The sequence below is a fragment of the Streptomyces sp. NPDC092369 genome (genome assembly GCF_044755245.1).
Lineage (GTDB): Bacteria > Actinomycetota > Actinomycetes > Streptomycetales > Streptomycetaceae > Streptomyces.
Map to the genome: position 1 here is coordinate 31809 of NZ_JBIVQP010000001.1, position 22920 is coordinate 54728.

The 22920-nt window shown below is 69.7% G+C and carries 25 protein-coding genes and 1 pseudogene; 12 read left to right on the top strand and 14 right to left on the bottom strand.

What is annotated here, in order from left to right; genetic code table 11:
* The first annotated feature begins 7 nt into the window (after positions 1-7).
* Complete coding sequence (locus ACIQI8_RS00120) at positions 8-634, top strand: TetR/AcrR family transcriptional regulator (RefSeq protein ID WP_402342561.1); 627 nt, start codon at positions 8-10, stop codon at positions 632-634.
* Between the two features lie 189 nt (positions 635-823).
* Here ACIQI8_RS00120 and ACIQI8_RS00125 read toward each other — a convergent pair whose 3' ends face one another.
* A complete protein-coding gene (locus tag ACIQI8_RS00125; RefSeq protein ID WP_402342564.1) occupies positions 824-1969 on the bottom strand; it encodes an epoxide hydrolase family protein in 1146 nt (381 codons plus the stop codon).
* A gap of 63 nt (positions 1970-2032) precedes the next feature.
* Between ACIQI8_RS00125 and ACIQI8_RS00130 the strand changes: the two genes are divergently transcribed.
* Complete coding sequence (locus ACIQI8_RS00130) at positions 2033-3001, top strand: helix-turn-helix transcriptional regulator (RefSeq protein ID WP_402342567.1); 969 nt, start codon at positions 2033-2035, stop codon at positions 2999-3001.
* 31 nt (positions 3002-3032) lie between these two features.
* Here ACIQI8_RS00130 and ACIQI8_RS00135 read toward each other — a convergent pair whose 3' ends face one another.
* From ACIQI8_RS00135 to ACIQI8_RS00145, 3 genes are all read right to left on the bottom strand, one after another.
* Entirely contained in the window at positions 3033-3446 is a 414-nt protein-coding gene (locus ACIQI8_RS00135) for a VOC family protein (protein ID WP_402342570.1), read from the bottom strand.
* On the bottom strand, positions 3443-4039 hold the full coding sequence (locus tag ACIQI8_RS00140) for a dihydrofolate reductase family protein (RefSeq protein ID WP_402342572.1): 597 nt from the start codon (positions 4037-4039) through the stop codon (positions 3443-3445). Before ACIQI8_RS00140 ends, ACIQI8_RS00135 begins: the two co-directional genes overlap by 4 nt.
* 254 nt (positions 4040-4293) lie before the next feature.
* A complete protein-coding gene (locus tag ACIQI8_RS00145) occupies positions 4294-5028 on the bottom strand; it encodes an SDR family NAD(P)-dependent oxidoreductase (RefSeq protein WP_402342575.1) in 735 nt (244 codons plus the stop codon).
* A gap of 112 nt (positions 5029-5140) precedes the next feature.
* Here ACIQI8_RS00145 and ACIQI8_RS00150 point away from each other — a divergent pair, with 112 nt between their 5' ends.
* Complete coding sequence (locus ACIQI8_RS00150; protein ID WP_402342578.1) at positions 5141-5767, top strand: TetR/AcrR family transcriptional regulator; 627 nt, start codon at positions 5141-5143, stop codon at positions 5765-5767.
* Between the two features lie 393 nt (positions 5768-6160).
* Positions 6161-8242: an NPCBM/NEW2 domain-containing protein gene (locus ACIQI8_RS00155; RefSeq protein ID WP_402342581.1), complete on the top strand. Its 2082-nt coding sequence runs from the start codon at positions 6161-6163 to the stop codon at positions 8240-8242.
* A 112-nt stretch (positions 8243-8354) separates the two neighbouring features.
* Here ACIQI8_RS00155 and ACIQI8_RS00160 read toward each other — a convergent pair whose 3' ends face one another.
* Positions 8355-9029, bottom strand: a complete 675-nt coding sequence (locus ACIQI8_RS00160; RefSeq protein ID WP_402342584.1) for a GntR family transcriptional regulator — start codon at positions 9027-9029, stop codon at positions 8355-8357.
* 88 nt (positions 9030-9117) lie between these two features.
* On the opposite strand from ACIQI8_RS00160, the gene ACIQI8_RS00165 reads away from it, so the two are divergent.
* On the top strand, positions 9118-9855 hold the full coding sequence (locus ACIQI8_RS00165) for an SDR family NAD(P)-dependent oxidoreductase (RefSeq protein WP_402342587.1): 738 nt from the start codon (positions 9118-9120) through the stop codon (positions 9853-9855).
* 88 nt (positions 9856-9943) lie between these two features.
* Here ACIQI8_RS00165 and ACIQI8_RS00170 read toward each other — a convergent pair whose 3' ends face one another.
* Positions 9944-10933, bottom strand: coding sequence for a helix-turn-helix transcriptional regulator (locus ACIQI8_RS00170; RefSeq protein WP_402342590.1), 990 nt, complete (start codon positions 10931-10933; stop codon positions 9944-9946).
* A 115-nt stretch (positions 10934-11048) separates the two neighbouring features.
* On the opposite strand from ACIQI8_RS00170, the gene ACIQI8_RS00175 reads away from it, so the two are divergent.
* The 7 genes from ACIQI8_RS00175 to ACIQI8_RS00205 all read left to right on the top strand — a co-directional run bounded on the left by ACIQI8_RS00175 (position 11049) and on the right by ACIQI8_RS00205 (position 15695).
* Positions 11049-11426 carry a nuclear transport factor 2 family protein gene (locus ACIQI8_RS00175; RefSeq protein ID WP_402342593.1) on the top strand — a complete coding sequence of 126 codons (378 nt, stop codon included), beginning with the start codon at positions 11049-11051 and terminating at the stop codon, positions 11424-11426.
* 53 nt (positions 11427-11479) lie between these two features.
* Entirely contained in the window at positions 11480-12487 is a 1008-nt protein-coding gene (locus ACIQI8_RS00180; protein WP_402346591.1) for an NAD(P)-dependent oxidoreductase, read from the top strand.
* Between the two features lie 76 nt (positions 12488-12563).
* Complete coding sequence (locus ACIQI8_RS00185) at positions 12564-12905, top strand: ArsR/SmtB family transcription factor (RefSeq protein WP_402342596.1); 342 nt, start codon at positions 12564-12566, stop codon at positions 12903-12905.
* Positions 12906-12908: 3 nt separating this feature from the next.
* Complete coding sequence (locus ACIQI8_RS00190) at positions 12909-13415, top strand: SRPBCC family protein (protein ID WP_402342599.1); 507 nt, start codon at positions 12909-12911, stop codon at positions 13413-13415.
* Complete coding sequence (locus ACIQI8_RS00195; protein ID WP_402342602.1) at positions 13415-14083, top strand: dihydrofolate reductase family protein; 669 nt, start codon at positions 13415-13417, stop codon at positions 14081-14083. The genes ACIQI8_RS00190 and ACIQI8_RS00195 overlap by 1 nt, the downstream gene beginning before the upstream one ends.
* Positions 14084-14161: 78 nt before the next feature.
* Complete coding sequence (locus ACIQI8_RS00200; RefSeq protein ID WP_402342605.1) at positions 14162-15004, top strand: helix-turn-helix domain-containing protein; 843 nt, start codon at positions 14162-14164, stop codon at positions 15002-15004.
* A gap of 73 nt (positions 15005-15077) precedes the next feature.
* Positions 15078-15695 carry a dihydrofolate reductase family protein gene (locus ACIQI8_RS00205; protein WP_402342608.1) on the top strand — a complete coding sequence of 206 codons (618 nt, stop codon included), beginning with the start codon at positions 15078-15080 and terminating at the stop codon, positions 15693-15695.
* 222 nt (positions 15696-15917) lie between these two features.
* Here the strand turns inward: ACIQI8_RS00205 and ACIQI8_RS00210 are convergent.
* The 8 genes and pseudogenes from ACIQI8_RS00210 to ACIQI8_RS00245 all read right to left on the bottom strand — a co-directional run.
* Positions 15918-16232, bottom strand: a pseudogene (locus tag ACIQI8_RS00210) (transposase); the annotation flags it as partial.
* 273 nt (positions 16233-16505) lie between these two features.
* The gene (locus ACIQI8_RS00215; RefSeq protein ID WP_402342611.1) at positions 16506-17141 is read right to left on the bottom strand and encodes a CoA transferase subunit B; all 636 of its coding nucleotides are present in this window, start codon (positions 17139-17141) and stop codon (positions 16506-16508) included.
* The gene (locus tag ACIQI8_RS00220) at positions 17141-17896 is read right to left on the bottom strand and encodes a CoA transferase subunit A (RefSeq protein ID WP_402342614.1); all 756 of its coding nucleotides are present in this window, start codon (positions 17894-17896) and stop codon (positions 17141-17143) included. The genes ACIQI8_RS00215 and ACIQI8_RS00220 overlap by 1 nt, the downstream gene beginning before the upstream one ends.
* A gap of 22 nt (positions 17897-17918) precedes the next feature.
* Positions 17919-18662: an SDR family oxidoreductase gene (locus ACIQI8_RS00225; protein ID WP_402342617.1), complete on the bottom strand. Its 744-nt coding sequence runs from the start codon at positions 18660-18662 to the stop codon at positions 17919-17921.
* Complete coding sequence (locus ACIQI8_RS00230; protein WP_402342620.1) at positions 18659-19630, bottom strand: fumarylacetoacetate hydrolase family protein; 972 nt, start codon at positions 19628-19630, stop codon at positions 18659-18661. Before ACIQI8_RS00230 ends, ACIQI8_RS00225 begins: the two co-directional genes overlap by 4 nt.
* 114 nt (positions 19631-19744) lie before the next feature.
* Positions 19745-20683 carry a VOC family protein gene (locus ACIQI8_RS00235; protein ID WP_402342622.1) on the bottom strand — a complete coding sequence of 313 codons (939 nt, stop codon included), beginning with the start codon at positions 20681-20683 and terminating at the stop codon, positions 19745-19747.
* Positions 20684-20695: 12 nt separating this feature from the next.
* Positions 20696-21706, bottom strand: a complete 1011-nt coding sequence (locus ACIQI8_RS00240) for an amidohydrolase family protein (protein ID WP_402342625.1) — start codon at positions 21704-21706, stop codon at positions 20696-20698.
* Positions 21703-22866, bottom strand: coding sequence for an FAD-dependent oxidoreductase (locus ACIQI8_RS00245; RefSeq protein ID WP_402342628.1), 1164 nt, complete (start codon positions 22864-22866; stop codon positions 21703-21705). Before ACIQI8_RS00245 ends, ACIQI8_RS00240 begins: the two co-directional genes overlap by 4 nt.
* Positions 22867-22920: the final 54 nt, after the last annotated feature.

Here is a 22920-nt window from a genome sequence, read left to right on the forward strand (position 1 = left end):
ATCGCCGATGACAGACCCGCGTGACACGACATCTGACCGCCGTCCGGGCGGTCGCACCGCCCGCATCCGCGCCCAGGTCCTCGATGCGGTGCGTGCCGAACTCGCTGAAGGCGGTCATCAAGGACTCACGATGGAGGGTGTCGCGACGCGGGCCGGAGTGCACCGCGCCACGGTCTACCGGCGGTGGCACGATGTCGGCGGCCTGCTGGTCGACGTCATCCATGCCGCCGGCGAGATCGACTGGCAGCCGCCGGACACCGGCTCGCTGCGCGGCGATCTGACGGCACTCAACCAGGAGATCCAGGAATCGTTGGTCGTACGGCCGTCGTTCGCGGTCGCCCTGATGGCCGCCTCGTTCCACTTCGAACAGGCCGCGCGGGCCCAGACGCGGCTGTGGGCGGACCGGTACGCCCAGGGCGAGATTCTCGTCGAGCGTGCCGTCGAGCGCGGTGAACTCCCCGCACGGCATACGGACGCGCGCAGTTTGCTGATCGCCGCCACGGCGCCGGTCTACCACCAACTGGTGCTCCTGCGAGCCGATCCGGACCCGGATCTCCCGGAACGGGCCGCGGAGGCAGCGGTACTGGCGGCCGGCGCGGGCGCCTTCTCCGTCAGTCGGGAAGAGAGCGGGTGATCGCCATGCGGGAGGGCGGCCTTGCTCACGCGCAACCGCTCCCCGGACATTCGCTTACGCGGGGGTCCGCACGCACTCGGACGGCGACCTGGACACGGTGGGTCCCGAGCGGCCGGCGATCGAGCTCGGGACCCCCAGCTGCATGTGGGCGACGGCCCGCATGATGCAGGACGTCGCCCACCGCGGGTGTCAGGCGTCGAGTGTGCGGAAGAACGCGCGGACGTCGGTGACGAACGCCTCCGGCTGCTCGAGAGCGAGGAAGTTGCCGCCCTGCTCCAACTCGCTCCAGTAGGTGACGTTGTGGTCCCGCTCGGCGAAGCGGCGGATGGCGATGTCGGTGTGCAAGGCAACGGCCACGCCGGTGGGAACGGTGCCGCGCGGCTTCGGCGCCCAGGCACCGGCGTCGTGGCCCGACTCGTAGTAGAGGTTCGCCGAGGAGCCGGCCGTGCCGCTGAACCAGTAGACGCTGATGTTGGTCAGCAGACGGTCGCGGCCCACGGCGTCCTCGGGGAGCTCGGCGGCGGGGTCGGTCCATTCCTTGAACTTCTCGGCGATCCAGGCGAGTTGGCCGACCGGCGAGTCGTGCAGGCCGTAGGCGAGGGTCTGCGGGCGGGTGGACTGGATGGCGTTGAAGCCCATCTTGTCCTGCTGGAAGTTCTCCAGCCGGGCCAGCCGCTCCGCCTCGGGCCCGGTCAGCCCCTCGAGTTCGGCGGGGTCCCCGGAGGGGAAGGTGACCAGGCCGTTGACGTGAATGCCGACGATCCGCTCGGGTGCCTGACGCCCCATCTCGGCGGCGATCCACGCACCGCCGCCCGTGCCGTGAACGCCGTAGGTGTCGTAGCCGAGCCGGTCCATCAGCTCGACGAACGCGCCCGCGATACGGCCGGTGTTCCAGCCGGCCTCGCCGAGCGGACCGGAGAAGCCGGTGCCGGGCGTGGAGGTCACGATGACGTGGAAGTCCTGCGTCAGCGGGCGGATGACCTCCACGAACTCCACGAAAGAGCTGGGCCAGTCGTGCACCAGGAGGAGCGGGAGGGCCGCCGCGTTCTGCGAACGGGCGTGCAGGAAGTGGATGTTCTGGCCGTCGATCTCGGTGGTGAACTGCGGAATCTCATTGAGCTCCGCCTCAGCCTTGCGCCAGTCGAAACCGTCGGCCCAGTACGCGGCCAGGGGTTTGAGGTAGTCGGTGGGCACACCCCGGCTCCAGCCGGTGCCGGGGATCTCGCTGCCCCAGCGGGTACGCGCCAGCCGGTCGCGCAGGTAGTCGAGCTCGTCCTGCTCGACGGCTATGCGGTAGGGGTGGATCCGGGCGTCGGTGTTGCTGCTGCTCTCCATGGGTAGGACACTATTCTCGATATAGGCAAGGTACGTTCCTAATGACATCCCAGACTGGGCTTCATGCTTGATACCTCCGCGCGTCTGCTGCGTCTGCTCTCCCTGTTGCAGAACTCGCGCGCCTGGCCGGGATCCGAACTGGCCGAGCGCCTGGGAGTGAGCGGCCGTACCGTCCGCAACGACATCGACCGACTGCGCGATCTCGGCTATCCCGTGGACGCCACGCGCGGCACCACCGGCGGCTACCGGCTGGGCGCCGGCGCGGCGATGCCCCCGCTGCTGCTCGACGACGAAGAGGCCGTCGCGGTGACGATCGCGCTGCGCACCGCCGCGCAGGGCGCCGTCCCCGGCACCGAGGAGACCTCACTGCGGGCGCTGGCCAAGCTGGAGCAGGTGCTGCCCTCGCGGCTGCGCCGACGGGTGCGGACTCTCCAGGCGTACACCGTGGCCGTGCCGGCCGACCGTCCGGCGCCGACCGTCTCCGCGGACGTACTGACCACCGTGGTCTCCGCCTGCCGCGACCAGGAACGGCTCCGCTTCGACTATCTGGACCACGCCGGATCGGCCACCCGCCGTGTGGTGGAGCCGTACCGGGCGGTGAACTGGGGACGGCGCTGGTACCTGGTGGCGTGGGACGTCGAGCGCGAGGACTGGCGGACCTTCAGGATCGACCGCATCCAGCCCCGCACCCCGACCGGACCGCGCTTCACCCCGCGCCGACCGCCCGGCGGCGACATCGCGGCGTACGTCTCCCAGCGGGTGTCCAGCGTCGCCTGGCGCTACCACGCGCGCGTGACCGTCCAGGCCCCGGCGGCGGCGGTGATCGAACAGATCAACCCCGCGGTCGGCACAGTCGAAGCGCTCGACGCCGACACCTGCGTCCTGGTCACGGGCGCGGACACGGTACAGACCCTCGCCGTCTACCTGGGCATGCTCGACGCCGACTTCACCGTCACCGAGCCCGCGGAACTGGTCACCTACCTCCGTCGACTCGCCGACCGTTACGACCGCTCCGTACCGCCTGCCGACTGAGGCGAAGCTTCGTCACTCGACTCCGGCACGCTCAGGAGAAGTCCGAGGCGGTGATGCCGTCGGGGTGCCCGGGCGGCCACTCCACCAACTCGATCCGGTAACCGTCCGGGTCGGTGAGCCACGACGTCTTCGGGCCCTGAGGGCCACCCGGGTACTCGACGGGTCCCGGCTCCAGGCCGGCGCCGGTCAGCCGCTCCCGGACGGCGGACAGTGTGTCCACCTGGATCGCGAGGTGGTCGAAACCGCTGCCCACATCAACGGGTCCGCCGGTGGGTCGGTGGACCAGTTCGAGCGAAGCCGCCGGTTCCTCGGGGAACTTGAGGATCACGAGACGGCTGCCGTCGCCGGGGTCGACCGTGCCCAGTTCGGCGTAGCCCAAGGCGACGTAGAAGGCGAGCGAGCGGTCCAGGTCGGTGACGCGGTAGCTGACGAAGAGCGTCTTCACGCGGTCTCCTCGGGTCGGCGCACCCGGTAGCGCAGGTGCGTGACGTCTCGGTCCTCAAGCCGTCGGACGAGGTCGAGTTCGATGTGCCCGTCGCCGAGGTGATCGAACAGGCGTCGGCCGTCGCCCAGCAGGACGGGGACCAGGTGGATCTCCATCTCGTCGATGTGGCCGCCGCGCAGGAGCGCTTGGGCCGCGCCCGCACCGTGGACCATGATCGGGCGGTCCCCGGCAGCCGCGCGGGCCTGACGGGCGCATTCCTCGACGTCGGTGACGAATCGCGCATGGCCCGGTGGCACGTCCCCGTCGTCCACCCGGTGGGTGAGGACGAAGATCGGCACACCGTCGTGGTGGTCGCCCTGCCAACGCCCGGCGAGTTCGAAGGTCCGCCGGCCGGAGATCACCGCGCCGGTCGCCAGCGCCTCGCGATAGACCTGGCCGCTGGGTCCGTCGGACTCCCGGTCGTCGAGCCAGTTGAAGAGACGTCCACCGCCGCGTCCGAGCTCCTGCCCTGGTCGATCGTCCGGACCGGCGATGCAGCCGTCGAGCGACATCGACATGTACAGCCGTATCGGATTGCTCACTCCGGCTTTCATCTCGCCTCCGTGACATGGGGATGACCCGCGTCCCGCCCGCCGGGGCGTGACGATCACAGTGGAAGACTTCAGGCAGCAGGCAAACTCATCGACCGGACGAGACCGGCATCGGGAGCAGTCGATCGGTCGAGGAGGTCCGCCGGGCGACGGCCCTGCTGCCGACGAGCGGGAGCAGGACCGGTCCTGGCTCGCGGAAGCGTCAACACTTCCAACCAGCGCTACGACTAGCCCGGTTGACCTACGCGGTCACAGCGCTAGACGGCGGTGCGTCCGGCGTCGGCCGCGAGGGTGGCGCCGGTGAGGTAGCTCGCGCGGTCCGAGGCGAGGAAGAGAATCACCTCGGCGATCTCCCGCGGGGTTGCGAGCCGGCCGAGCACGGTGGTCTTCGCCACCTGCGCGGCACCCTCCTCACCCATGGCGGTCAGGACCATGTCGGTCCGCGTAGGACCCGGCGCGACGGTGTTCACGCGCACGCCGGCCGGACTGAACTCCGCCGCCCAGGTACGCGTCAGCGACTCCAGCGCGGCCTTGGTGGCGCTGTAGACGGACAGCCCGGGCATGCCGATCCGGGCGGCCATGGTGCTGACGTTGACGATGCTGCCGGAACCCCTGGCGATCATGGCGGGAACCAGAGCCGCGGTCAGGAGGTACGGTGCGCGGATGTTCGCCGCAAGGCTCTCGTCGAGCGTGTCGGTGTCCTGGTCCACGGTCGGTGCTCCGGGGAAGATCGCGGCGTTGTTGACCAGGATGTCGACGGGGCCGGCCTCTTCGGCGAGGTGGCGCAGCTCTGCCGGGTCGGTGAGGTTGGCGGCGACGAAGCGCGCCTTGCCGCCGGCGTCCGTGATCGACCGCACGGTTGCGGCCCCGCGTTCGGCGTTGCGGCCGGAGACGATCACCTCGGCGCCGGCCGCGGCCATCAACCGGGCCGTTTCGGCGCCGATGCCGCCGGTCGAGCCGGTGATGAGGGCGACCTTGTCGGAGAGTTCCATGCTGGGTCCTTCCGGGGGTCCGGCCGCGCACGGCGACCGGAATGGGTTAGGTGACCCACAATGCTGAGAAGAAAATGGGTTGTCCAATCCAGAATCTGTTAGCGTGGCGAGCATGAGTACCCAGGTGCGGCGCCCCGCCGAGAAGAAGTTGACCCGCAAGGGGCAGGAGACCCGACGCCGGATCGTGGCCGCCGCCGCGCAACTCATGTACGAGCAGGGCGTCACCGAGGCGACGCTGGAGGATGTGCGGGCGGCCGCCGGCGTGAGCGGCTCGCAGATCTACCACTACTTCGCCGACAAGCAGGAACTGCTGCTGGCCGTGATCGAGTTCCAGACCGAGGCGGTACTGGACATGCAGAAACCGCTCTTCGCCGGGCTCGACACCATGGAGGGCCTACGGCAGTGGCGGGACGCCCTGGTGGAGTACCAGCTCCGGCTGCAGTGCCGCGGCGGCTGCCCGATCGGCTCGCTGGGCAGCGAGGTGGCCGAGACCAACCCAGAGGCGCGCCTCGCCGCGGCCAGCGGCTTCCTGCGCTGGGAGTCAGCAATTCGCGGCGGCCTCCAGAGGATGCACGACCGCGGCGAACTCGACGCCGACCCCGAGGACCTCGCCCTCGCCACGCTCGCCGCGCTCCAGGGCGGCCTTCTGCTCACCCAACTGCAGCGCCAGGTCCGGCCCCTTGAGGTGGCGCTGGACGCGATGCTCGACCATATCGAGGCACTCACAAGGCGGGCGTGACGGGTGACCGTTCGGAGAACCGGACCAGACGCACCGGACGCCAACACCGCCCGCTACGGGACACCATCACCAGGGACGTTCAGCTGGAGCAAGTCGGCTGCCTCGAACGCCTCCTGACGGTCAATCAGGTGAGGGCGCCGACTCTCGCCGAGCCACATTCCGCCCCACACGCGACGGTTGGGTACCGAACGCCCCTCACCCCCCTAACTCCTAATTTAGTAATTATTATTGACGCGCATCGGTGACCGCTGCAAGATCCTGGCACCAACCCGTAAGACGATCGGGCGCTGACTGGTTCCCACACCTACCGCCGCACATCCTGTTGGGCAGCGGTACCTCGGGCACACGACCGGGACGGGCCTGCACGCGTGATCGGACAGTGAAGGATCCGATGTGAAACGACATCTCACCGTCCTGTTTGCCCTCCTGATGTCCTTGCTGGTCGTACAGGCGCCCGCCCATGCCGCCCCTTCGGCCGGCGCTGCCGACACCACGGCGCCGGCCTCGAAGCAAGCACTGGGCCAGACGCCCTACATGGGCTGGAACACCTACTACGCGCTGGGTGGCGACCCGACCGAGGCGGAGGTCAGATCGGTCGCGGACTTCCTGGTCAGCAGCGGTCTGCGCGACTCCGGCTATCAATACGTCTGGATCGACGGCAACTGGGCGGCGCCGACCCCGCGCAGCGCAGCAGGTGATCTGGTGCCCAACCCGGACCAGTTCCCCAACGGGCTGAAGCCGCTGGTCGACTACATCCACAGCAAGGGACTCAAAGCGGGCATCTACACCGACGCCGGACCCTACATTCCGGGCAAGTGCGGTCTCGGCAGCCACGGTTACTACCAGCGCGACGCGAATCAGTTCGCCGCCTGGAAGTTCGACGCCGTCAAGGTGGACTACCTCTGCGGGATCGCCGCGGACCTCGACCCCAAGACCGTCTACACCGAGTTCGCGAAGGCGTTGCGGAACAACTCCAGCGGACGCCCCATGCTCTTCAACCTCTGCAACCCGGTGACCTCTCCGGACTGGGGCAACTACCCGGAGTCGCAGCAGTCGACGCACTCCTGGTCCTACGCGCCCGCGATCGCGCAGTCCTGGCGGACGTACACGGACGTCGGCTTCGTCGGCGAGATCAAGTTCAAGGACGTGCTGCGGAACTACGACGCGAACGCACGGCATCCCGAGGTCGCCGGACCGGGGCACTTCAACGACCCGGACTACCTCGGGCCCGAACTCGGTATGAGCGACGAGGAGTTCCGTACGCAGATGACGCTCTGGTCGGTGGCGGCCGCGCCCCTGGTGATCGGCAGCGACGTCCGCAAGCTCAGCAAGACCTCGCTCGGCATCCTCGAGGACCGCGACGTCCTCGCGATCAACCAGGACTCGGCCGGCGTCCAGGCCGTCCGCGTCGGCTCCGCCGGTACGACGGAGACCTGGGTGAAGCGGCTGGCCAACGGGGACCGGGCCGTGGTGCTGCTGAACCGGGGGGACACTCCGGCGACGCTGACCACGAGCGCCAAGTCGGTCGGGCTCTCCGGGGGACGGTTCACTCTCAAGAACGCCTGGACCGACCAGGTCACCGAGAGCGGCGGAACCATCAGTGCGGCCGTCCCGGCTCATGGCGCGGCCCTGCTCCGGGTCGGCCGGGCAACGGGCAAGCCCGGTGTTCCGCACGTCGTGGCCGGGTTGCCGCAGGTGACCAAGGTCGGCAGCGACGCGGTCGCGGCAGGCGTGGCCCCGGTGGCCGCCGGCGGCGACCAGGCCCGGGTCGAGGTCAACGTACGCAACGACGGTACGCGCCCCGTCTTCGCCCCGCGGGTCGAGCTGGCGGCGCCCGCAGGGTGGACGGTTCGTGCGGCCGGCCACACACCGAAGCTGCTGACGCCCGACCACTCCGTGAACCTGGCCTTCACCGTGACCCTGCCGGCCACCGCCGTGCCAGGCAGCGCCGACCTGACCGCCACCACCTCGTACGAGGTGGCCGGCAAGGGGCGGCTGCGACAGCAGTCGACCTCGGCGTTGGTCGTGGCACCGGCGGCGCCGAGCGGCGACGTCGTCCTGTCCCACCACGACTGGATCAGCGCCACCAGTGGATGGATGTCCCCGACGGTCGACCGGAGCGTCGGAGGCTGGACGCCGATCAGCATGCTCGGCCAGGAGTACCCGACCGGCATCGGGGTCGCCTCGCCCTCCACGATCCGCTACTACCTCGGCGACCGGTGCACCCGGCTGACCACGACCGTCGGCATCGACGATGCGGTGCGCAACGTCGGCCCGGAGGGCGGCACATCGACCTTCCAGGTCATCGGTGACGGCAAGGTGTTGTTCGACAGCGGTGTGCTGAGCCGCGACGACGTCCGCCAGGCCGACATCGACCTGACCGGCGTCCGCGTGCTCGACCTGGTGGTCGGCGATGCCGGCGACGGCGGGTACAACGACCGCGCCAACTGGGCCGGTTTGAACGCCAGTTGTTGACTCGGTTCCGCCGTATCCAGGTGAGGTGTCACCTGGATACGGCGGGTTCGCCGAAGGGTTGTGATGGCTTTGGGCCGTTCCTGGGCCGCCACCGCAGCGCCCGCGCTGCGGATCACGACGTGGCGCGCGAGGCCACGATCAACGTAGTGGTGAGCTCGATGTGGGCCGCCAGCGCGGCAACGGCGGAGTCCGAGTCGCCGTCGAGCGTGTGCTGACAGATGGTGGCGTGCTCCTGTGCCGGGTCGCGCGCGGCGTCGAACGGGTCGATCGCCTCCTGCCAACGGCGGTAGAGGCAGGCGCTGCTCCGCAGTGCCGTCGCGATCGCGTAGAGCCGCGGGCTGCCGGACCCGGCGAGCAGTGCGTCGTGGAAGTCCGCGTGGGCGGCTTCCCACGCCGGAGTGACGCGGGTCGGGGCGGAGGCATCGCGGCGAGGTGTGTCCGCGAGAGTGAAATGGGTCGCGACGATCCGGGCTCGCCACGCCCTGTCGCCCCGCTCGATCCCCCGCCGCAGAGTCAGACCCTCGATGTCCATCCGCGTCCGGGTCAGATCGAGCAGGTCGTCCACGGAGATCGGCATGACCTGAAAGCCGACCTGCGGGTTGGCCAGCACGAGTCCTTGCTCGGCCAGTCGGCTGAGCACTTCCCGGATCAGCCCGACGCTGGCGTCGTAGGCCTGGCACAGCGGCGTGAACTTGAGCCGCTCGCCCGGCGCGAAACGCCCGGCGAGGATGTCGGCCCGCAACCGGGCGTGCACCTCGTCCGTACGGGTCTTCGCGCTGATGGACATGGGGAGCAGGATACACAGATTCGATACAGGCCAAGATATTCGAATATTCATTGACACCTCGAACACCTTGAGCTCAGACTTCGGGACCATGACCTCTACCACGAAGCGCACTGTCGTCATCACCGGTGGCGGCACCGGCATCGGCGCCGCCACCGCGGAACTGTTCGCCAAAACCGGCCACGACGTCACGATCACCGGTCGACGTGACGACGTACTGGCCGCCACCGCCGAGCGGTTGGGGGTGGCCCACGTCGCGTTCGACGCGGCCGACCCGGCCGCCGTGCAAGCGGCGCTCGACCAACTGCCGACCACCGTCGACGTGTTGGTCAACAACGCCGGCGGCAACACCGACCGGCGCCGTCCGCCGGCCACTGAGGGCGACCTTGCCGGGGTGGCCGACGCATGGCGGGCCAACTTCGAGGCCAACGTGCTCACCGCGGTCCTCGTCACCGAGGCGCTCAAGCCACGGCTGGCGGACGGAGCGCGCATTGTCACCGTCGGGTCGATCGCGGCCAAGCAGGGATCCGGCTCCTACGGCGCGGCCAAGTCCGCCCTGGAAGCGTGGAACGTCGGCCTGGCGAAGACGTTGGGTTCCCGCGGGATCACCGCCAACGTGGTGGCGCCGGGCGTCACCGCGGACACGGAGTTCTTTGCCGGCACCGTGTCCGAGGAGTGGATCGCCGAGCGGGTGTCCACCGCGTTCAACCGCCGGCCCGGGACCCCGCACGAGATCGCGGAGGCGATCTTCTTCCTCGGCCGACCCGACTCCGGCCATCTGACCGGCCAGGTGATCCACCTCAATGGCGGCGCCTACGCCGCGAGGTGACCGGTCGTCGAACCGGTCCGTCGTGCGGGTCGCCGGCGGTGATGACGCCGAAGGCGCAGCATGGCCGCGGATGGGGGGTTGGGCGTCTTCACCCCTCGTCGCGATAGAGCGCGGCGGTCTCCCGGGCCTTTTGGGCCATGACCTCGCGTAGGTCGTCCGGGGCGAGGACCTCGATGGTTGGCCCGAACGCGAGGAGGGCGGTGGCGGCGAGGAGCGATCGGAAACGCAGTTCGACCTCGGTCCAGCCCTCACCTGTGCCGGCCGCGTCGGAAGGCCTTTCCCAGGAGGGTGCGAGGTCGGTGACGTGCACGCGCAGGAACATCGCCAGTGTGTCGTCGCGGACTCGGGCGGTGACGGCGAGGGGGGCCGGGACGCCGTCGATACCCTCGCGCAACTGCTCCCACAGATCGGACAGTTCGACGTCCGCACGCCGTCGGACGGGTGCGTCGAGAACGGTGGCGGCCTGTACTCGGTCGGTGCGGAAGAGGCGGGGTTCCCCTTTGTGGTCGGCGACCAGGTACCAGACTCCGGCCTTGTTCACGAGCCCGTAGGGGTCCAGGGTGTAGACACTGACGCGGTTGTCCCGGCCGCGTCGGTAGCGCAGTCTCAGTCGGCGGTCTGTGAAGACGGCCTGCTGGAAAGGGGCGAGCCCGGCATCAGGACGGCGCGGGCCGGGTGCACCGCGCCAGCGGACGGGGTCGATGATGACGCGTCGGCTCATCAGGTCCGCGTCGGGCCGGTGCGCGGCGGGCAGCGCGGTCATGACCTTGCGCAGCGCGGAGCCGAGTGCCTGTCCGAGGCCCAGGTCGGTGTGGGCGGAGCCCGACATCAGAACGAACAGGGCCCGGGACTCATCCGCCGTCAGACCGGTGACATCGGTGCGGTAGCCCGGGAGGAGAGCGATGCCGCCTTGTGGGCCGCGGACGGTGTAGACGGGCACGCCCGTCGCGGACAGGGCCTCCACATCCCGCATGATCGTGCGGACCGACACCCCGAGGCGGTCGGCGAGGTCTGCGGACGGCAGCTGCCCGTGGGCCTGCAGCAGAAGCAGGATCGACAGCAGACGGTCGGATTTCATGGCACCAAAGCTCTCTCCCGTATATGACAGACGATGTCATATACGGGCGCGACGATGCAGTCATGGGTCGCGCACCGAGCACGATCCGCTCACCGAAAGAGAGGGAACAACCACCATGACTGCCACCCCCGCAACCGCCCGGGACACCGCCGGGGAGTATGCCCGTGCCTGGCTCGGCGGCGACGCCGAGAAGGCACTGAGTTTCGTCGCCGACGATGTCGTATGCGAGGCACCCGGCCGTCGTATTGAGGGCTTGGCCGCCTATCGCGAGTTCCTCGCCCCGTTCGTGGAGCGTCTCGTCGGCGGGCAGTTGACCGACGTGCTGGCCGGCGACGACGCTCACGCGGCGACCGTCTACACCGTCGATCTGCCCTTCATCGAGGATTTCCGCGGCATGGAGTACCTGACCGTCAAGGACGGTCGGATCACCGAAGTGGTCAGCGTCTTCGACCGCACGACGATCATCAACGCGAGCGCCTCCCCCAAGGGCTGACACCGCGCGCCCCCGGCCCGCGCCCCGCCGGACGCGGGCTGCCGGCCGTCCACCTGCCCTCAAGCCGCACTCGGGCTGATCAGGCATACTCCCGTTGTGACCGGACAGCGGCGTTCTTTCGGGGACAGCGGAGGGAAACGACACACGACGACTGCGTTGGCGGTGATCCCGTGTCTTCGCGCGTAGCCCTCGTCGGTGCCGGTCGTATGGGGACCCCTCTGTGCGGACGCCTCGTCTCGGCGCGTCACACGGTGACCGTGTCCGATCTGCGCCCCGAACGCGAAGAAGCCGTGCGCATGTTGGGCGCGGACTGGGCGCCGTCCGTCACGATGGCCGCAGCCGGGGCGGACGTACTGATCACCGTCGTTCCTGGCCCCGACGAGGCCGCGGCAGCCCTCCCCGATGCCGTGTTCGCCGCCCTCGCCCCTGGGGCGGTGTGGATCGACATGACGAGCAACTCCCCCGCCGCTGCGCGGGCGTTGCGCGAACGCGCCGGTGCCCACGGCGTCGACGTCCTCGAAGCGCCCATCGGTGGCGGACCGGACGACGCCGAACACGGGCGCCTGCGGCTCTTCGTGGGCGGTTCTCCTGAAGTCCTCGACCGGTGCAGGCCCCTGCTTGAGGCCATGACGACGGCGGAACGGATCCGTCACATGGGTGGCCCGGGGACCGGCTACACGACGAAGCTCCTCATCAATCTGCTCTGGTTCGGGCAGGCCGCAGCCACCGCCGAGGCCCTGCTGCTGGGACGCCGAGCGGGCATCGACCTCACCGTCCTGCGGGACACACTGGCCGACAGTGCGGCAGGCAGCGACTTCATCCGCCGGGACCTGCCGGCCCTGTTCGCCGGGGACTACCTTCCCTCGTACGGACTGGACCGCATCCACGACCAGCTCCAGGCGATCACCGGTGAGGCCCAGGCCCTCGGCACCCCGCACACGATGGCCGACACGGTATTGCGCATCCACCGCCTGGCCCTGGAACGCTTCGGACCCGTGGACGGCGAACTCCTCGCGGTAGCCCTCCTGGAAGAGATCGCCGGTACCCTGCTGCGCCCCTGAGCGGCTCGTCATCCCCTTCGGCTGGCCCACTCCCGACCGGCTTGACGTATGCCGATATGGGAATATGATCGCTGCCATGGCACGAGCAGCGACGACGTCGGACGTCTTCAACGCGATCGCCGAACCGCAGCGCCGGGACATCCTGGCGCTGCTGCGGCGGGGTGAACGACCGGTGACCGACCTGGCCCAGGAGCTGGGGATCACCCAGCCGGGGGCGTCCAAGCACCTGCGGGTGCTCCGGGAGGTGGGGCTGGTGAAGGTCCGCGGGGCGGGCAAGCAGCGCCTCTACGGCCTGGATGCCCGCGGGCTGCGGCCGGTCCACGAGTGGGTCGGCGGATTCGAGCAGTTCTGGAACGACAGCTTCGACCGGCTGGACACCTACGTGCAGGACCTCAAACAGACACGGCAGGAGGAATGACCCATGGCTGGGACAGGGCAGGAGACGGGGGCTGAACCGGTGACGGCCGACCGGGAGATCGTGATCTCCCGGGTCATCGACGCCCCGCGGGAGCTGGTGTTCGAGGCGTTCACCGAGGTTCGGCACCTGTCGCGGTGGTGGGGTCCGACGGGGTTCACCACCACCACGCGGTCCTTCGAGTTCCGCGCCGGCGGGGTGTGGGACTTCGTGATGCACGGCCCGGACGGCACCGACTACCAGGAGTGGATCTCCTGGACCGAGATCGCCCCGCCGGAGCGGATCGCGCTGCTGCACGGTGAATCCCGCGACGACCCGAACGCGTTCGAGTCGGTTCTGACCTTCGCGCCGGACGGCACGGCGACCCGGATCGTGATGCGCACGGTGTTCCCCACCAAGGAAGCGCGCGACGAGGCGGTCGAGAAGTACCACGCGATCGAGGGCGGCCGGCAGACCCTGAGCGGCCTTGCGGCCTACGTCACCGGTCTCGCGAGGAACGGTGGTGAGGGCTGATGGCGGGCAAGGTGTTCTTCAGCGTGTCGATGTCCTTGGACGGCTTCGTCGCGCCCGAGCCCGTGCCCGCCCAGGACGAACTCTTCGCGCCCGACAGGCAGGACGACCCGGACGTCCGGCGCTGGATGGCGCAGTGGGCGGAATTGCAGCAATGGGTGTTCCCGCTCCGGTTCTTCCGGGAGAACCTGAAGCTGGGCGAGGGCGGCGAGGAGGGCCTCGACAACGACATCGCGCGGGAGACGTTCGAGCGCACCGGCGCGAGCGTCATGGGCAAGCGCATGTTCGACCTCGGAGAGCGGTCGTGGCCGGAGGAGGCCCCCTTCCACACCTCGGTCTTCGTCGTGACGCACACCAAGCGCGACCCGTGGGAGCGGCCCGGCGGCACCACGTTCCACTTCGTCCACGACGGCATCGAGCACGCCCTCGACCAGGCCCGAGCCGCCGCCGGTGACCGCGACGTCCGCATCGCCGGCGGCGGCACGACGATCCTGGAGTATGTGAACGCGGGCCTGGTCGACGAATTCTCGATCACGCTGTCACCGGTGCTCTTCGGCGCCGGCACCCGCCTGTTCGACGGCGTGGACGCGTCCAGGATCGCGCTGGAGCCGGTCCGTTCCCAGCCGTCGGCGCGAGTGACGCACCTGACCTACGCCGTGCGCACACGGTAGCCGCGTCACCACTCCACCCAGGCATGGCCGCCGGCACCGCCCTCGCGGGCCGAACCGTCGGGCGGTCACACTGGACCCATGGAATACGTCGGCCGGGTGCCCGCTCCCCCGCTGGACCGGTTCATCGACGACATCTACTGTCTGACCGGGGTACCGCACCACCGGCTGATGAACGTCCCGCCGATGCCGTCGGCGCACTTGTTCCTGCACCTGGACGGGCCCGTCCGCCTGTGGGACTCCGACCGCTCGACGCCCCCGGCCGTGTTCACGGACGGTTGGTTCATGGGCGTATGGACCAGGCGCTTCCTCTTCGAGTACCCCGCGCATGTGCGGCTCGTCGGGGTGCACTTCAAACCCTGGGGCATGTCGCCGTTCGTCGGCATGCCGGTGGCGGAACTGCGTAACCGGTGGGCGCCGGTCGACGCCGTATGGCAACGCTCCGTGGACCGGATCCGAAACCGGGTCGGCGACACCACGTCGGCCGCCGAGATGTTGCGGGTGCTGGAGGAAGAACTGCGGTCGCGGCTGACCGACGCCCCCGCGCGCGGCCTCGACCTCGTCCAGCACACAGGCGGGCGGCTGGAGATCTCGCACGGCGCGATCCCGGTCGGTGCGCTGGCCGAATCCGCCGGGGTGAGCGGCAATCACCTGGCCAACCTGTTCAAGGCTCATGTCGGTGTCACCCCGAAGCGGGTGGCGCGCATCTACCGCTTCGCGCGGCTGATCCTTTCCGTGGACACCCTGGGGCCGGTCGACTGGGCGGAACTCGCCCAGACGGCGGGCTACTTCGACCACGCCCACTTCAGCAGGGAGTTCAAGGACTTCACCGGCCACACCCCGACCGAGTACCTGGCCCTGCGACGTCGATTCCCCGTCAACGGGGAAGGTCCGCACGACATGGGACCGATGCCCGCCGATTGATTTCTTACATGCCCGGATCCGTGCGGCGCGCGAGCATGGCGGTGAACCCGCACAGAGCCATTGAGGAGGACCCGTGGGCACGGTGATCATGCAGAGCGTGGTGTCGGTGGACGGCTTCATCGCCGACGACAAGGGCGAAGTCGGGTCCCTTCACGAGTGGTACTTCAGCGGGGATGTACCGATCGTCGTAGGCGAGGGCGAGCAGTTCGACCATTCCGGAACCGACAGCGGCATCAAGGTCTCGCGTGCGTCGGCGAACTACGTCCGGTCGGTGTGGGAGTCGATCGGCACGATCGTGATGGGCCGCAATCTGTTCGACCAGATGAACGGCTGGGAAGGCAAGCCACCCGCGGGCGATCACGTGGTCGTGGTGTCCCACCGGCCCAAGCCCGAGGGCTGGCACCCCGAGGCCTCGTACCACTTCGTCGACGGCGTCAGCGCCGCGATCGACAAGGCCCAGGAACTCGCCGGGGACCGGATCGTCGCCGTGAACGCCGGCGAAGCGGGCGGCCAGATCCTCGCGGCCGGTCTCGTGGACGAGGTGGCGATGGACGTGGTCCCGGTGGTGTTCGGGTCGGGCATTCGCTTCTTCGGCGGCATCGACGGGCAGCATCTGCTGGAGGACCCGCACGTGGTCATCCAGGGCGACAGGGTGCTGCATCTGCGGTTCAAGGTGCGCCGCCACCGCTAACTTGTCGTTCAACGTCGCCTCGGAGCGGGTGTACAGACTCGATCGCGGACCTGCCCTTCCACGGATTCTGCCGTGGCTATGTGTTAACCGCTCCAGAGGGCGCTTTCACCCCGTCCGTCATGGAGTTGGAGCGGGGAGACGAGGTGGTCATCATGCTGGGCATTGATCCTTCACACTCCGTCGTCACCTGGGTGGATGTCCTTGACGGACGCGACTTGCGGCTCACGTTGCCGGGGTAGTCGTGCTGCGCCTGGGTTTGGTTCCCTTCTGGTGGTGAGCTGGGCGGCTGGAGGCCTCGCCGGTGGCGAGGACGCGCCCCACGTCATGCCGGGTCGCCGGGCGGTTCTTTGAACCAGGCGGTCACCCGGGGCCGGGTCGGGTCGGTGTGGGTGCACTGGCCGGAGAGGCGGTCTGGGTGTGGGCGGCGATCACCAGCCGGCTCCAGCGGTCCGCCGCCGCGGAGTCGCGCAAGCGCGGGCGCGGGCGCGTCCAGCCGAGGGTCTGCTTGAGCAGGCGGAACGTGTGTTCCGACCGGAACACACCCCCGCCCTCGGACGCGTCGTCGACGGCCTCATCCAATCGGCCATCAACATCCCCGAACCCCGCCTACAGAATCCTCAAACCGAGCAACAGTCCGACCCGCCCGGGCGCCTCGCCGAGGGTCCGCGCTGATCGAGCGGCGCCCGGATTGTCATCTTGCTCTCCCTCAAGGAACGTTGAGTCGCTACCGTCGGGCGATGGCGTGGTGGCAAGCAGCCCTCTGGGGTCTGGCGGGCGGCGGGGCTGCATGAGCGGATGGTGCCCCAGTGCTCATGGCTTCCGGATCAGATGTGCTTCGGTGCGGGCGGCGATGTCCTCGGCGGTGACCCCGGGTGCGGTCTCGACGAGCGCGAGGCCGGCCGGTGTGACGTCCAGTACGCCGAGGTCGGTGATGATCCGGTGGACGCACCGCTCGCCGGTCAGCGGCAGGGTGCACTCCTCGACGATCTTGGGGGTTCCGTCCTTGGCGGTGTGCTCCATCAGGACGATGACGCGCCGGGCGCCGTGGACGAGGTCCATCGCGCCGCCCATGCCCTTGACCATCTTGCCGGGGATCATCCAGTTGGCCAGGTCACCGGTGGCCGACACCTGCATGGCGCCGAGCACGGCGGTGTCGATGTGGCCGCCGCGGATCATCCCGAAGGACAGGGCCGAGTCGAAGAAGGAGGCCCCGGGCAGGACGGTGACGGTCTCCTTGCCGGCGTTGATCAGGTCCGGGTCGACCTCGTCCTCGGTCGGGTAGGGCCCGGTGCCCAGGATGCCGTTCTCGGAGTGCAGCACGACCTCCACGCCGGCCGGCAGATGGCTGGGAATCAAAGTGGGCAGGCCGATGCCGAGGTTGACGTACGAGCCGTCGGTGAGTTCGGCGGCTGCGCGGGCGGCCATCTGGTCGCGGGTCCAGGCCATCAGGGTCGTACCGTCCTCTTCTCGATCTGCTTGTCGGGCGCCTGTTCAGGAGTGAGGGCCACGATCCGCTGGACGAAGACGCCCGGCAGGTGGACCTCGTCGGGGCTCAACTCACCGGGCTCGACCAGCTCTTCGACCTCGGCGACGGTGGTCCGCCCGGCCATCGCGGCGAGGGGGTTGAAGTTGGCGGCGGCGCGGCGGAAGACCAGGTTGCCGTGGCGGTCGCCGCGCCAGGCTCGTACGAGGGCGAAGTCGGTGGTGATGCCGTGCTCCAGGACGTGCGGGCGGCCGTGGAAGTCGCGGGCCTCCTTGGGAGGGGAGGCGACGGCGACCGAGCCGTCGGGGGCGTACCGCAAGGGCAGACCGCCCCGCGCCACCTGCGTTCCCACTCGCGCCGGGGTGTAGAAGGCGGGGATGCCCGCGCCGCCCGCGCGCAGCCGTTCGGCGAGGGTGCCCTGCGGCACCAACTCCACCTCCAGCTCACCGGACAGGTACTGGCGGGCGAACTCCTTGTTCTCACCGACGTAGGACCCGGTCACCCGGGCGATACGTCCGGCGGCCAGCAGGACGCCCAGCCCGCGCCCGTCGACGCCGCAGTTGTTCGACACGACTTCGAGGCCGGTCGCGCCCTGCTCGTGCAGGGCCCGGATCGCCGCCTCGGGTACACCGCTGAGTCCGAAGCCGCCAACGGCCAGTGACGCACCGTCGGGAATGTCGGCGACCGCCGCGGCCGCGCTCACGCGGACCTTGTCCATGGGTGGGAGGGCCTTTCTGCTGCTACGGGTGAAGGGCGTCGGAGATCGACTTGACGCCGCCGTGCGCCGTGAGGCCGCCGTCGACCGGGATCTCGGCGCCGGTGATGAAGGACGACTCGTCGGACAGAAGGAAGACCATGAGCGGGGCGACCTCCTCGACCGTGCCGGTGCGGCCGAGTGGTGTCTCCCGGATGTTCGCCTCGCGAAAGGCGGGCGCCGCGGAGGCGGTCATGTCCGTCTCGATGAAGCCGGGGTGGATCGTGTTCACGCGGATGCCGCGGGGCCCCAGTTCCATGGCAGCGGTCCGCGACAGGCCGCGCAGCGCCCACTTGCTGGCCGTGTAGGCGACCGGGTAGTGGCCGGTGAGCGCCGCGGACGAGCCGACGTTCACGATCGAGGAGCCGGGCGGCATCAGCGGCGCCAGGTGCTGGATGCCCAGCAGCGGGCCGGTGACATTGACCGCGTGGACCCGGGCCATGTCCTCGGGGCGTACGTCGTCGATCCGCGCCCGCCAGGTGACGCCCGCGTTGTTGACCAGGCCGTGCACCTGCCCATACGCCTCACGCAGGTCGGCGGCGAGTTCCGCCCAGTCCTTCTCGCTCGTGACGTCGAGACGGCGGCAGCCGGGTGACTCCGAGACGTCGGTGGCGATCACCCGGGCGCCCTCGCGGGTCAGCGCCTCGGCCTCCGCGGCGCCCTGGCCACCGGCCGCGCCCGTGACCACGACGACCCTGCCGAGGAGCCTTTTGGGATGGAGATCGGTCACGGCCGTTGCCTCGTGCGGCGCCGGGCGACGGGAACGGTCATGCGGGCCGGGCCGGCCACCACGGTGTTGGAGACGGAGCCGATGCCCTCGACGGTGAGGGTGACCGTGTCGCCGGGCTTCAGGGGAGGCGGGGACTGCTCACCCCGTACACCCCACAGCTCGGCGAGGCAGCCGCCGTTTCCGCAGGTCCCGGAACCGAGGACGTCGCCGGGGCGGACGACGGTGCCGCGGGAGGCGTAGGCGGTCATCTCCTCGAAGGTCCAGCTCATGTTGGACAGCAGGTCCTTGCCGACGATCTCGCCGTTCACCGAGGCGGTGAGCGCGAGCCTCAGGAAGCCGTCCGGGTCGCGGTACCTCTCCAGCTCGTCGGCGGTCACCAGGTACGGCCCGAGGGTGGTGGCGGTGTCCTTGCCCTTGCAGGGGCCGAGGCCGACCTTCATCTCGGCGGACTGCAGGTCGCGGGCCGACCAGTCGTTGAAGACGGTGTAGCCGACGATGTGGTCGCGGGCCTGCTCGGGGGTGAGGTCGCGGCCCTCCTTTCCGATCACGGCGGCGACCTCCAGCTCGAAGTCGAGCACGCTCGACCCCGGCGGCACGGGGATGTCGTCGTGCGGCCCGTACATCGCGTAGGGGTTGCCGAAGTAGAACGTCGGGGCCGCGTACCACCGCTCCGGTACCCCGGCAGCCCCGTCCACGGACCGTCGTACGCCCTCGACGTGTTCCTCGAAGGTGACGAAGTCCCGCACGGTGGGCGGCTGGAGCGGCGCCAGCAGGCGTACGTCGGAGACGTGGGGGCCGGCCGGGACGTCGAGGGTCGCGGAGCCCGCGTCGAGCAGTTCGGGCAGGCCGCCACCCTCGGCGAGCAGGCCGGTCAGCGAGCTGACGCCGGGCAGGGGGTGGAGAGTGCCGTCCTCTGAGACAACGGCCACCTGGCGTCGGTTGCGGTACTCGTACGTGGCGAAACGCATGGCAGTTTCCTGTCGGCTGTCGGCGTGAGGGATAGGCACGAAGGCCGGGGGCGCGGCAGGGAGTCAGGGCAGTGACAGGGTCACCGCGCCCCCGGGGACTCAGGGCTTCGCCGATCAGACCGGCGGGGGGGCGAAGACGCCGCGGTCGACGTCGTTGAAGGACTCCTTGGTGACCAGTTCGTTCATGGGGTTGGCGGTGCCCCACTGGTCGGTGACCTCGGGCTTCGAGAAGTCGTAGACGTGCGGGTGCCAGGTGTCCTCGTCCAGCAGCTCCAACTCCGTCGTGTACTCGACCGTGTTGCCGTGCGGGTCGAGGAAGTAGGTGAAGGTGTTGTCGCCCGCCATGTGCCGGCCCGGACCCCAGATCTTGCGGGCGCCGGAGCGGATGACACGGCCGGAGCCGCGCATGTACTCGTCGATTCCGCGCATCTCGAAGGAGATGTGGTGCAGCGAGGTGTGCGGGCCCTTGGCGATGGCCATGGAGTGGTGCTGGTTGCTGATCCGCATGAAGTGCATGACGTCGCCGATGTGCGGATGGCCGAGCGTGTCGGACAGCCGGAAGCCGAGGTGCTCCTCGTACCACGCCTTGGTCTTGTCCAGATCCGGCGAGTTGAGGACGACGTGCGACAGCTTGACCGGGATCGACTCCTTCTCCTCGATCTTGCGGTGCTGGCGCACCTCGACGTCGGCGGAGACCTCGATGGTGCGCCCGTCCACGTCGAAGAACCGGAAGCCGTACCCGCCCCCGGGGGTGTCCACCTTGCCCGGCTGGGAGATCAACTGCACACCGGTCGCGAGGAGTTGTTCGGCGAGGGTGTCCACGTCGGTCGTGTTCGCGGCGCCGTAGGAGACGAGGTCCAGACGCTTCTCGTCGGCCTTACGCAGCCGGACGACATACTGCTCGGGGGAGCCCTCGGCGGCCAGGAAGGAGATGCCGGAGTCCTCGGCGACCTTGGTCAGGCCCCAGACGCCGGCGTAGAAGTCGAGTTGCTTGTCGTAGTCCGGTACGGCGAGATCGACGTGCCGGAGGTGGGTGAGCAGGCGGTTACTCATGAGGGGAGCTCCTCAGACGAGGTTGAGCAGAGCGGCGGCGTTCCCGCCGCGGACGGAGTGGAAGTCGGTGTCGGGCAGGTCTGCGGCGCGCAGCGCGCCGAGCGGGTCGTCGGTGCCCATGTCGAAGGGGAAGTCGGAGCCGAGCAGGACCCGTTCCGGGCCGACCGCTCGCAGCAGCTCCCGCAGCGCCTGAGAGTCGTGGACGAGGGAGTCGAAGTACAGCTGCTTCAGATAGCTGCTCGGTTCGCGCTCACAGCCCCGGGCGTCGGGACGGGCCCGCCAGGCGTGGTCGGAGCGGCCGATGTGGGTGGGCAGGTAGCCGCCGCCGTGCGCCGCGATCAGCCTCAGACCCGGATGACGGTCCAGAACGCCGGAGAAGATCATGTGGGAGAGGGCGACCGCGTTCTCGGTGGGCTGGCCGACGGTGTTGGACAGGTACCACCGGTCCAGACGCTCGTCGAGGGTGCAGCCGAACGGGTGGAGGAAGAGGAAGGCGCCCGTCTCCTCCGCACGGGACCAGAGGCGTTCGTAGGCCGGGTCCGACAGTTCGTGACCGGGCGCGTGCGAGGAGATCTCCACGCCCCTCAGCCCCTGGTCCAGGGCGTGGTCGAGCAAGCCGACCGCGAGGTCGGGATGCTGGAGCGGGACCAGGCCCAGGCCGTGCAGGCGGTCGGGAGCCTTCGCACAGTGTGCGGCGGTGCCCTCGTTGGCCAGTCGGCAGACCGTGTCGGCAAGTTGGGGCTCGGCCCAGTAGTGGTAGTGGGACGGCGAGGGACTGACCAGCTGGATGTCCACGCCCTGCGCGTCCATGGCCGTCAGGCGCACCGCGGCGTCCGTCAGCTTCGGCACGCGCGCGCCGACCATCGGACCGTTCACTGCCAGGGCCGCCGGGCCGTTGCGGCGCGCGTCGAGGGCGCGGGCCTCGGCGAGACCGGGATGACCCGCGACGGCCTCCTCGATCTCCGGGAGCAGGAGGTGGGCGTGGACGTCGATGGTCGGCGCGGAGGAGGCGGTGGTGGTCACGGGAGCTCCTTGAGGAGGTCCATGGTGCGGCCGACCAGCCCGGCGATGTCGGCGTCGCGTACGCCGTCCAGCTGCCATTGGCCGATCTGCATGGACGCCTCGACGACGGTGCGCACCCGGGGGATGCGGCGGTCGTGGTACGTCCGGAGCAGCTCGTCGTCCCAGTCCCGTCCGCTGGTGAGCAGCTCGGCGAGGACGAGGGCGTCCTCCAGGGACAGCGCAGCGCCCTGGGCCAGAGTGGGCGGGCAGCAGTGGGCGGCGTCGCCGATGAGCACGACCCGGCCCCGGTGCCAGGAGTCCTCGACCAACAGGTGGTCGAACCAGGTGTAGTTGACCTTCTTCGGGTCGGTGATGTGCTCGGTGATCTCCGGCCAGACCCCGCCGTAGCTCTGCGCCAGGCGGCGCATCTCATCGGCGTAGGCGGCCGGGTCGATGGAGGCGCGGTCGCGGCAGGCTTCGACGACGTACGCGTAGAGGGTGTGCTCGCTGGTGGGGCAGTAGCCGGCGATGTAGGCGGGGCCGCCGTAGGCGAGGTCGGTGCGCGTCACGCTCTCGGGCCGCGGGGCGGCGACACGCCAGATGGCCATGCCGGTCGGTTCGGGTTTGTCCGTGATGCCGATGGCGGCACGGGTGGCGGAGTTGAGTCCGTCGGCGCCGATCACCAGGTCATAGCGGGCCTCGCTTCCGTCGCTGAAGCACACCGAGACGCCGTCGGCGTCCTGCTCCAGCGCTTCGGCGGTGGTGCCGAGACGAACGTAGGCGCCGGAGGCGCGGACCGTGTCGATGAGGATCTGCTGCAGCTGGGGGCGCTGCATGCCGAGGGTGGCGGGCAGGTCCTCCCCGCCGGTCTGGATGTCCTCGGCGACGAACAGGACGGTTCCGTCGGGAGCGGTCACGCCCAGCGAGCCGAAGGCGTATCCGGAGGCTTTCACCTGTTCCCACACGCCCAGTTCGCGCAGGACCCGCAGGGCGTTGCCCTGGAGGGTGATACCGGAGCCGGTGGTGGCGTTCCAGTCCGGCCTGGCCTCGATCAGGTCGACGGCCATGCCGGCGCGCCGCAGCAGGATGGTGACGGCGTTGCCTGAGGCGCCCCCGCCGATGACCAGGACGGTGGGTGTGCCCCCGGCTGGAGGCTGGGGGTGAGTGCGGCTGTCAGCCATGTCGGGGATTCCTCCCGGGGTTGGGCCGCGCGACTTCGGGCGGCGGGGGCTGCG

What these genes read in the sequence shown, in the direction of transcription:
- ACIQI8_RS00120 (WP_402342561.1), top strand. Translation starts at nt 8, where the DNA reads ATGACAGACCCGCGTGACACGACATCTGACCGCCGTCCGGGCGGTCGC.
- ACIQI8_RS00125 (WP_402342564.1), bottom strand. Translation starts at nt 1,969, where the DNA reads ATGGAGAGCAGCAGCAACACCGACGCCCGGATCCACCCCTACCGCATA.
- ACIQI8_RS00130 (WP_402342567.1), top strand. Translation starts at nt 2,033, where the DNA reads ATGCTTGATACCTCCGCGCGTCTGCTGCGTCTGCTCTCCCTGTTGCAG.
- ACIQI8_RS00140 (WP_402342572.1), bottom strand. Translation starts at nt 4,039, where the DNA reads ATGAAAGCCGGAGTGAGCAATCCGATACGGCTGTACATGTCGATGTCG.
- ACIQI8_RS00145 (WP_402342575.1), bottom strand. Translation starts at nt 5,028, where the DNA reads ATGGAACTCTCCGACAAGGTCGCCCTCATCACCGGCTCGACCGGCGGC.
- ACIQI8_RS00150 (WP_402342578.1), top strand. Translation starts at nt 5,141, where the DNA reads ATGAGTACCCAGGTGCGGCGCCCCGCCGAGAAGAAGTTGACCCGCAAG.
- ACIQI8_RS00160 (WP_402342584.1), bottom strand. Translation starts at nt 9,029, where the DNA reads ATGTCCATCAGCGCGAAGACCCGTACGGACGAGGTGCACGCCCGGTTG.
- ACIQI8_RS00165 (WP_402342587.1), top strand. Translation starts at nt 9,118, where the DNA reads ATGACCTCTACCACGAAGCGCACTGTCGTCATCACCGGTGGCGGCACC.
- ACIQI8_RS00170 (WP_402342590.1), bottom strand. Translation starts at nt 10,933, where the DNA reads ATGAAATCCGACCGTCTGCTGTCGATCCTGCTTCTGCTGCAGGCCCAC.
- ACIQI8_RS00175 (WP_402342593.1), top strand. Translation starts at nt 11,049, where the DNA reads ATGACTGCCACCCCCGCAACCGCCCGGGACACCGCCGGGGAGTATGCC.
- ACIQI8_RS00185 (WP_402342596.1), top strand. Translation starts at nt 12,564, where the DNA reads ATGGCACGAGCAGCGACGACGTCGGACGTCTTCAACGCGATCGCCGAA.
- ACIQI8_RS00190 (WP_402342599.1), top strand. Translation starts at nt 12,909, where the DNA reads ATGGCTGGGACAGGGCAGGAGACGGGGGCTGAACCGGTGACGGCCGAC.
- ACIQI8_RS00195 (WP_402342602.1), top strand. Translation starts at nt 13,415, where the DNA reads ATGGCGGGCAAGGTGTTCTTCAGCGTGTCGATGTCCTTGGACGGCTTC.
- ACIQI8_RS00200 (WP_402342605.1), top strand. Translation starts at nt 14,162, where the DNA reads ATGGAATACGTCGGCCGGGTGCCCGCTCCCCCGCTGGACCGGTTCATC.
- ACIQI8_RS00215 (WP_402342611.1), bottom strand. Translation starts at nt 17,141, where the DNA reads ATGGCCTGGACCCGCGACCAGATGGCCGCCCGCGCAGCCGCCGAACTC.
- ACIQI8_RS00220 (WP_402342614.1), bottom strand. Translation starts at nt 17,896, where the DNA reads ATGGACAAGGTCCGCGTGAGCGCGGCCGCGGCGGTCGCCGACATTCCC.
- ACIQI8_RS00230 (WP_402342620.1), bottom strand. Translation starts at nt 19,630, where the DNA reads ATGCGTTTCGCCACGTACGAGTACCGCAACCGACGCCAGGTGGCCGTT.
- ACIQI8_RS00235 (WP_402342622.1), bottom strand. Translation starts at nt 20,683, where the DNA reads ATGAGTAACCGCCTGCTCACCCACCTCCGGCACGTCGATCTCGCCGTA.
- ACIQI8_RS00245 (WP_402342628.1), bottom strand. Translation starts at nt 22,866, where the DNA reads ATGGCTGACAGCCGCACTCACCCCCAGCCTCCAGCCGGGGGCACACCC.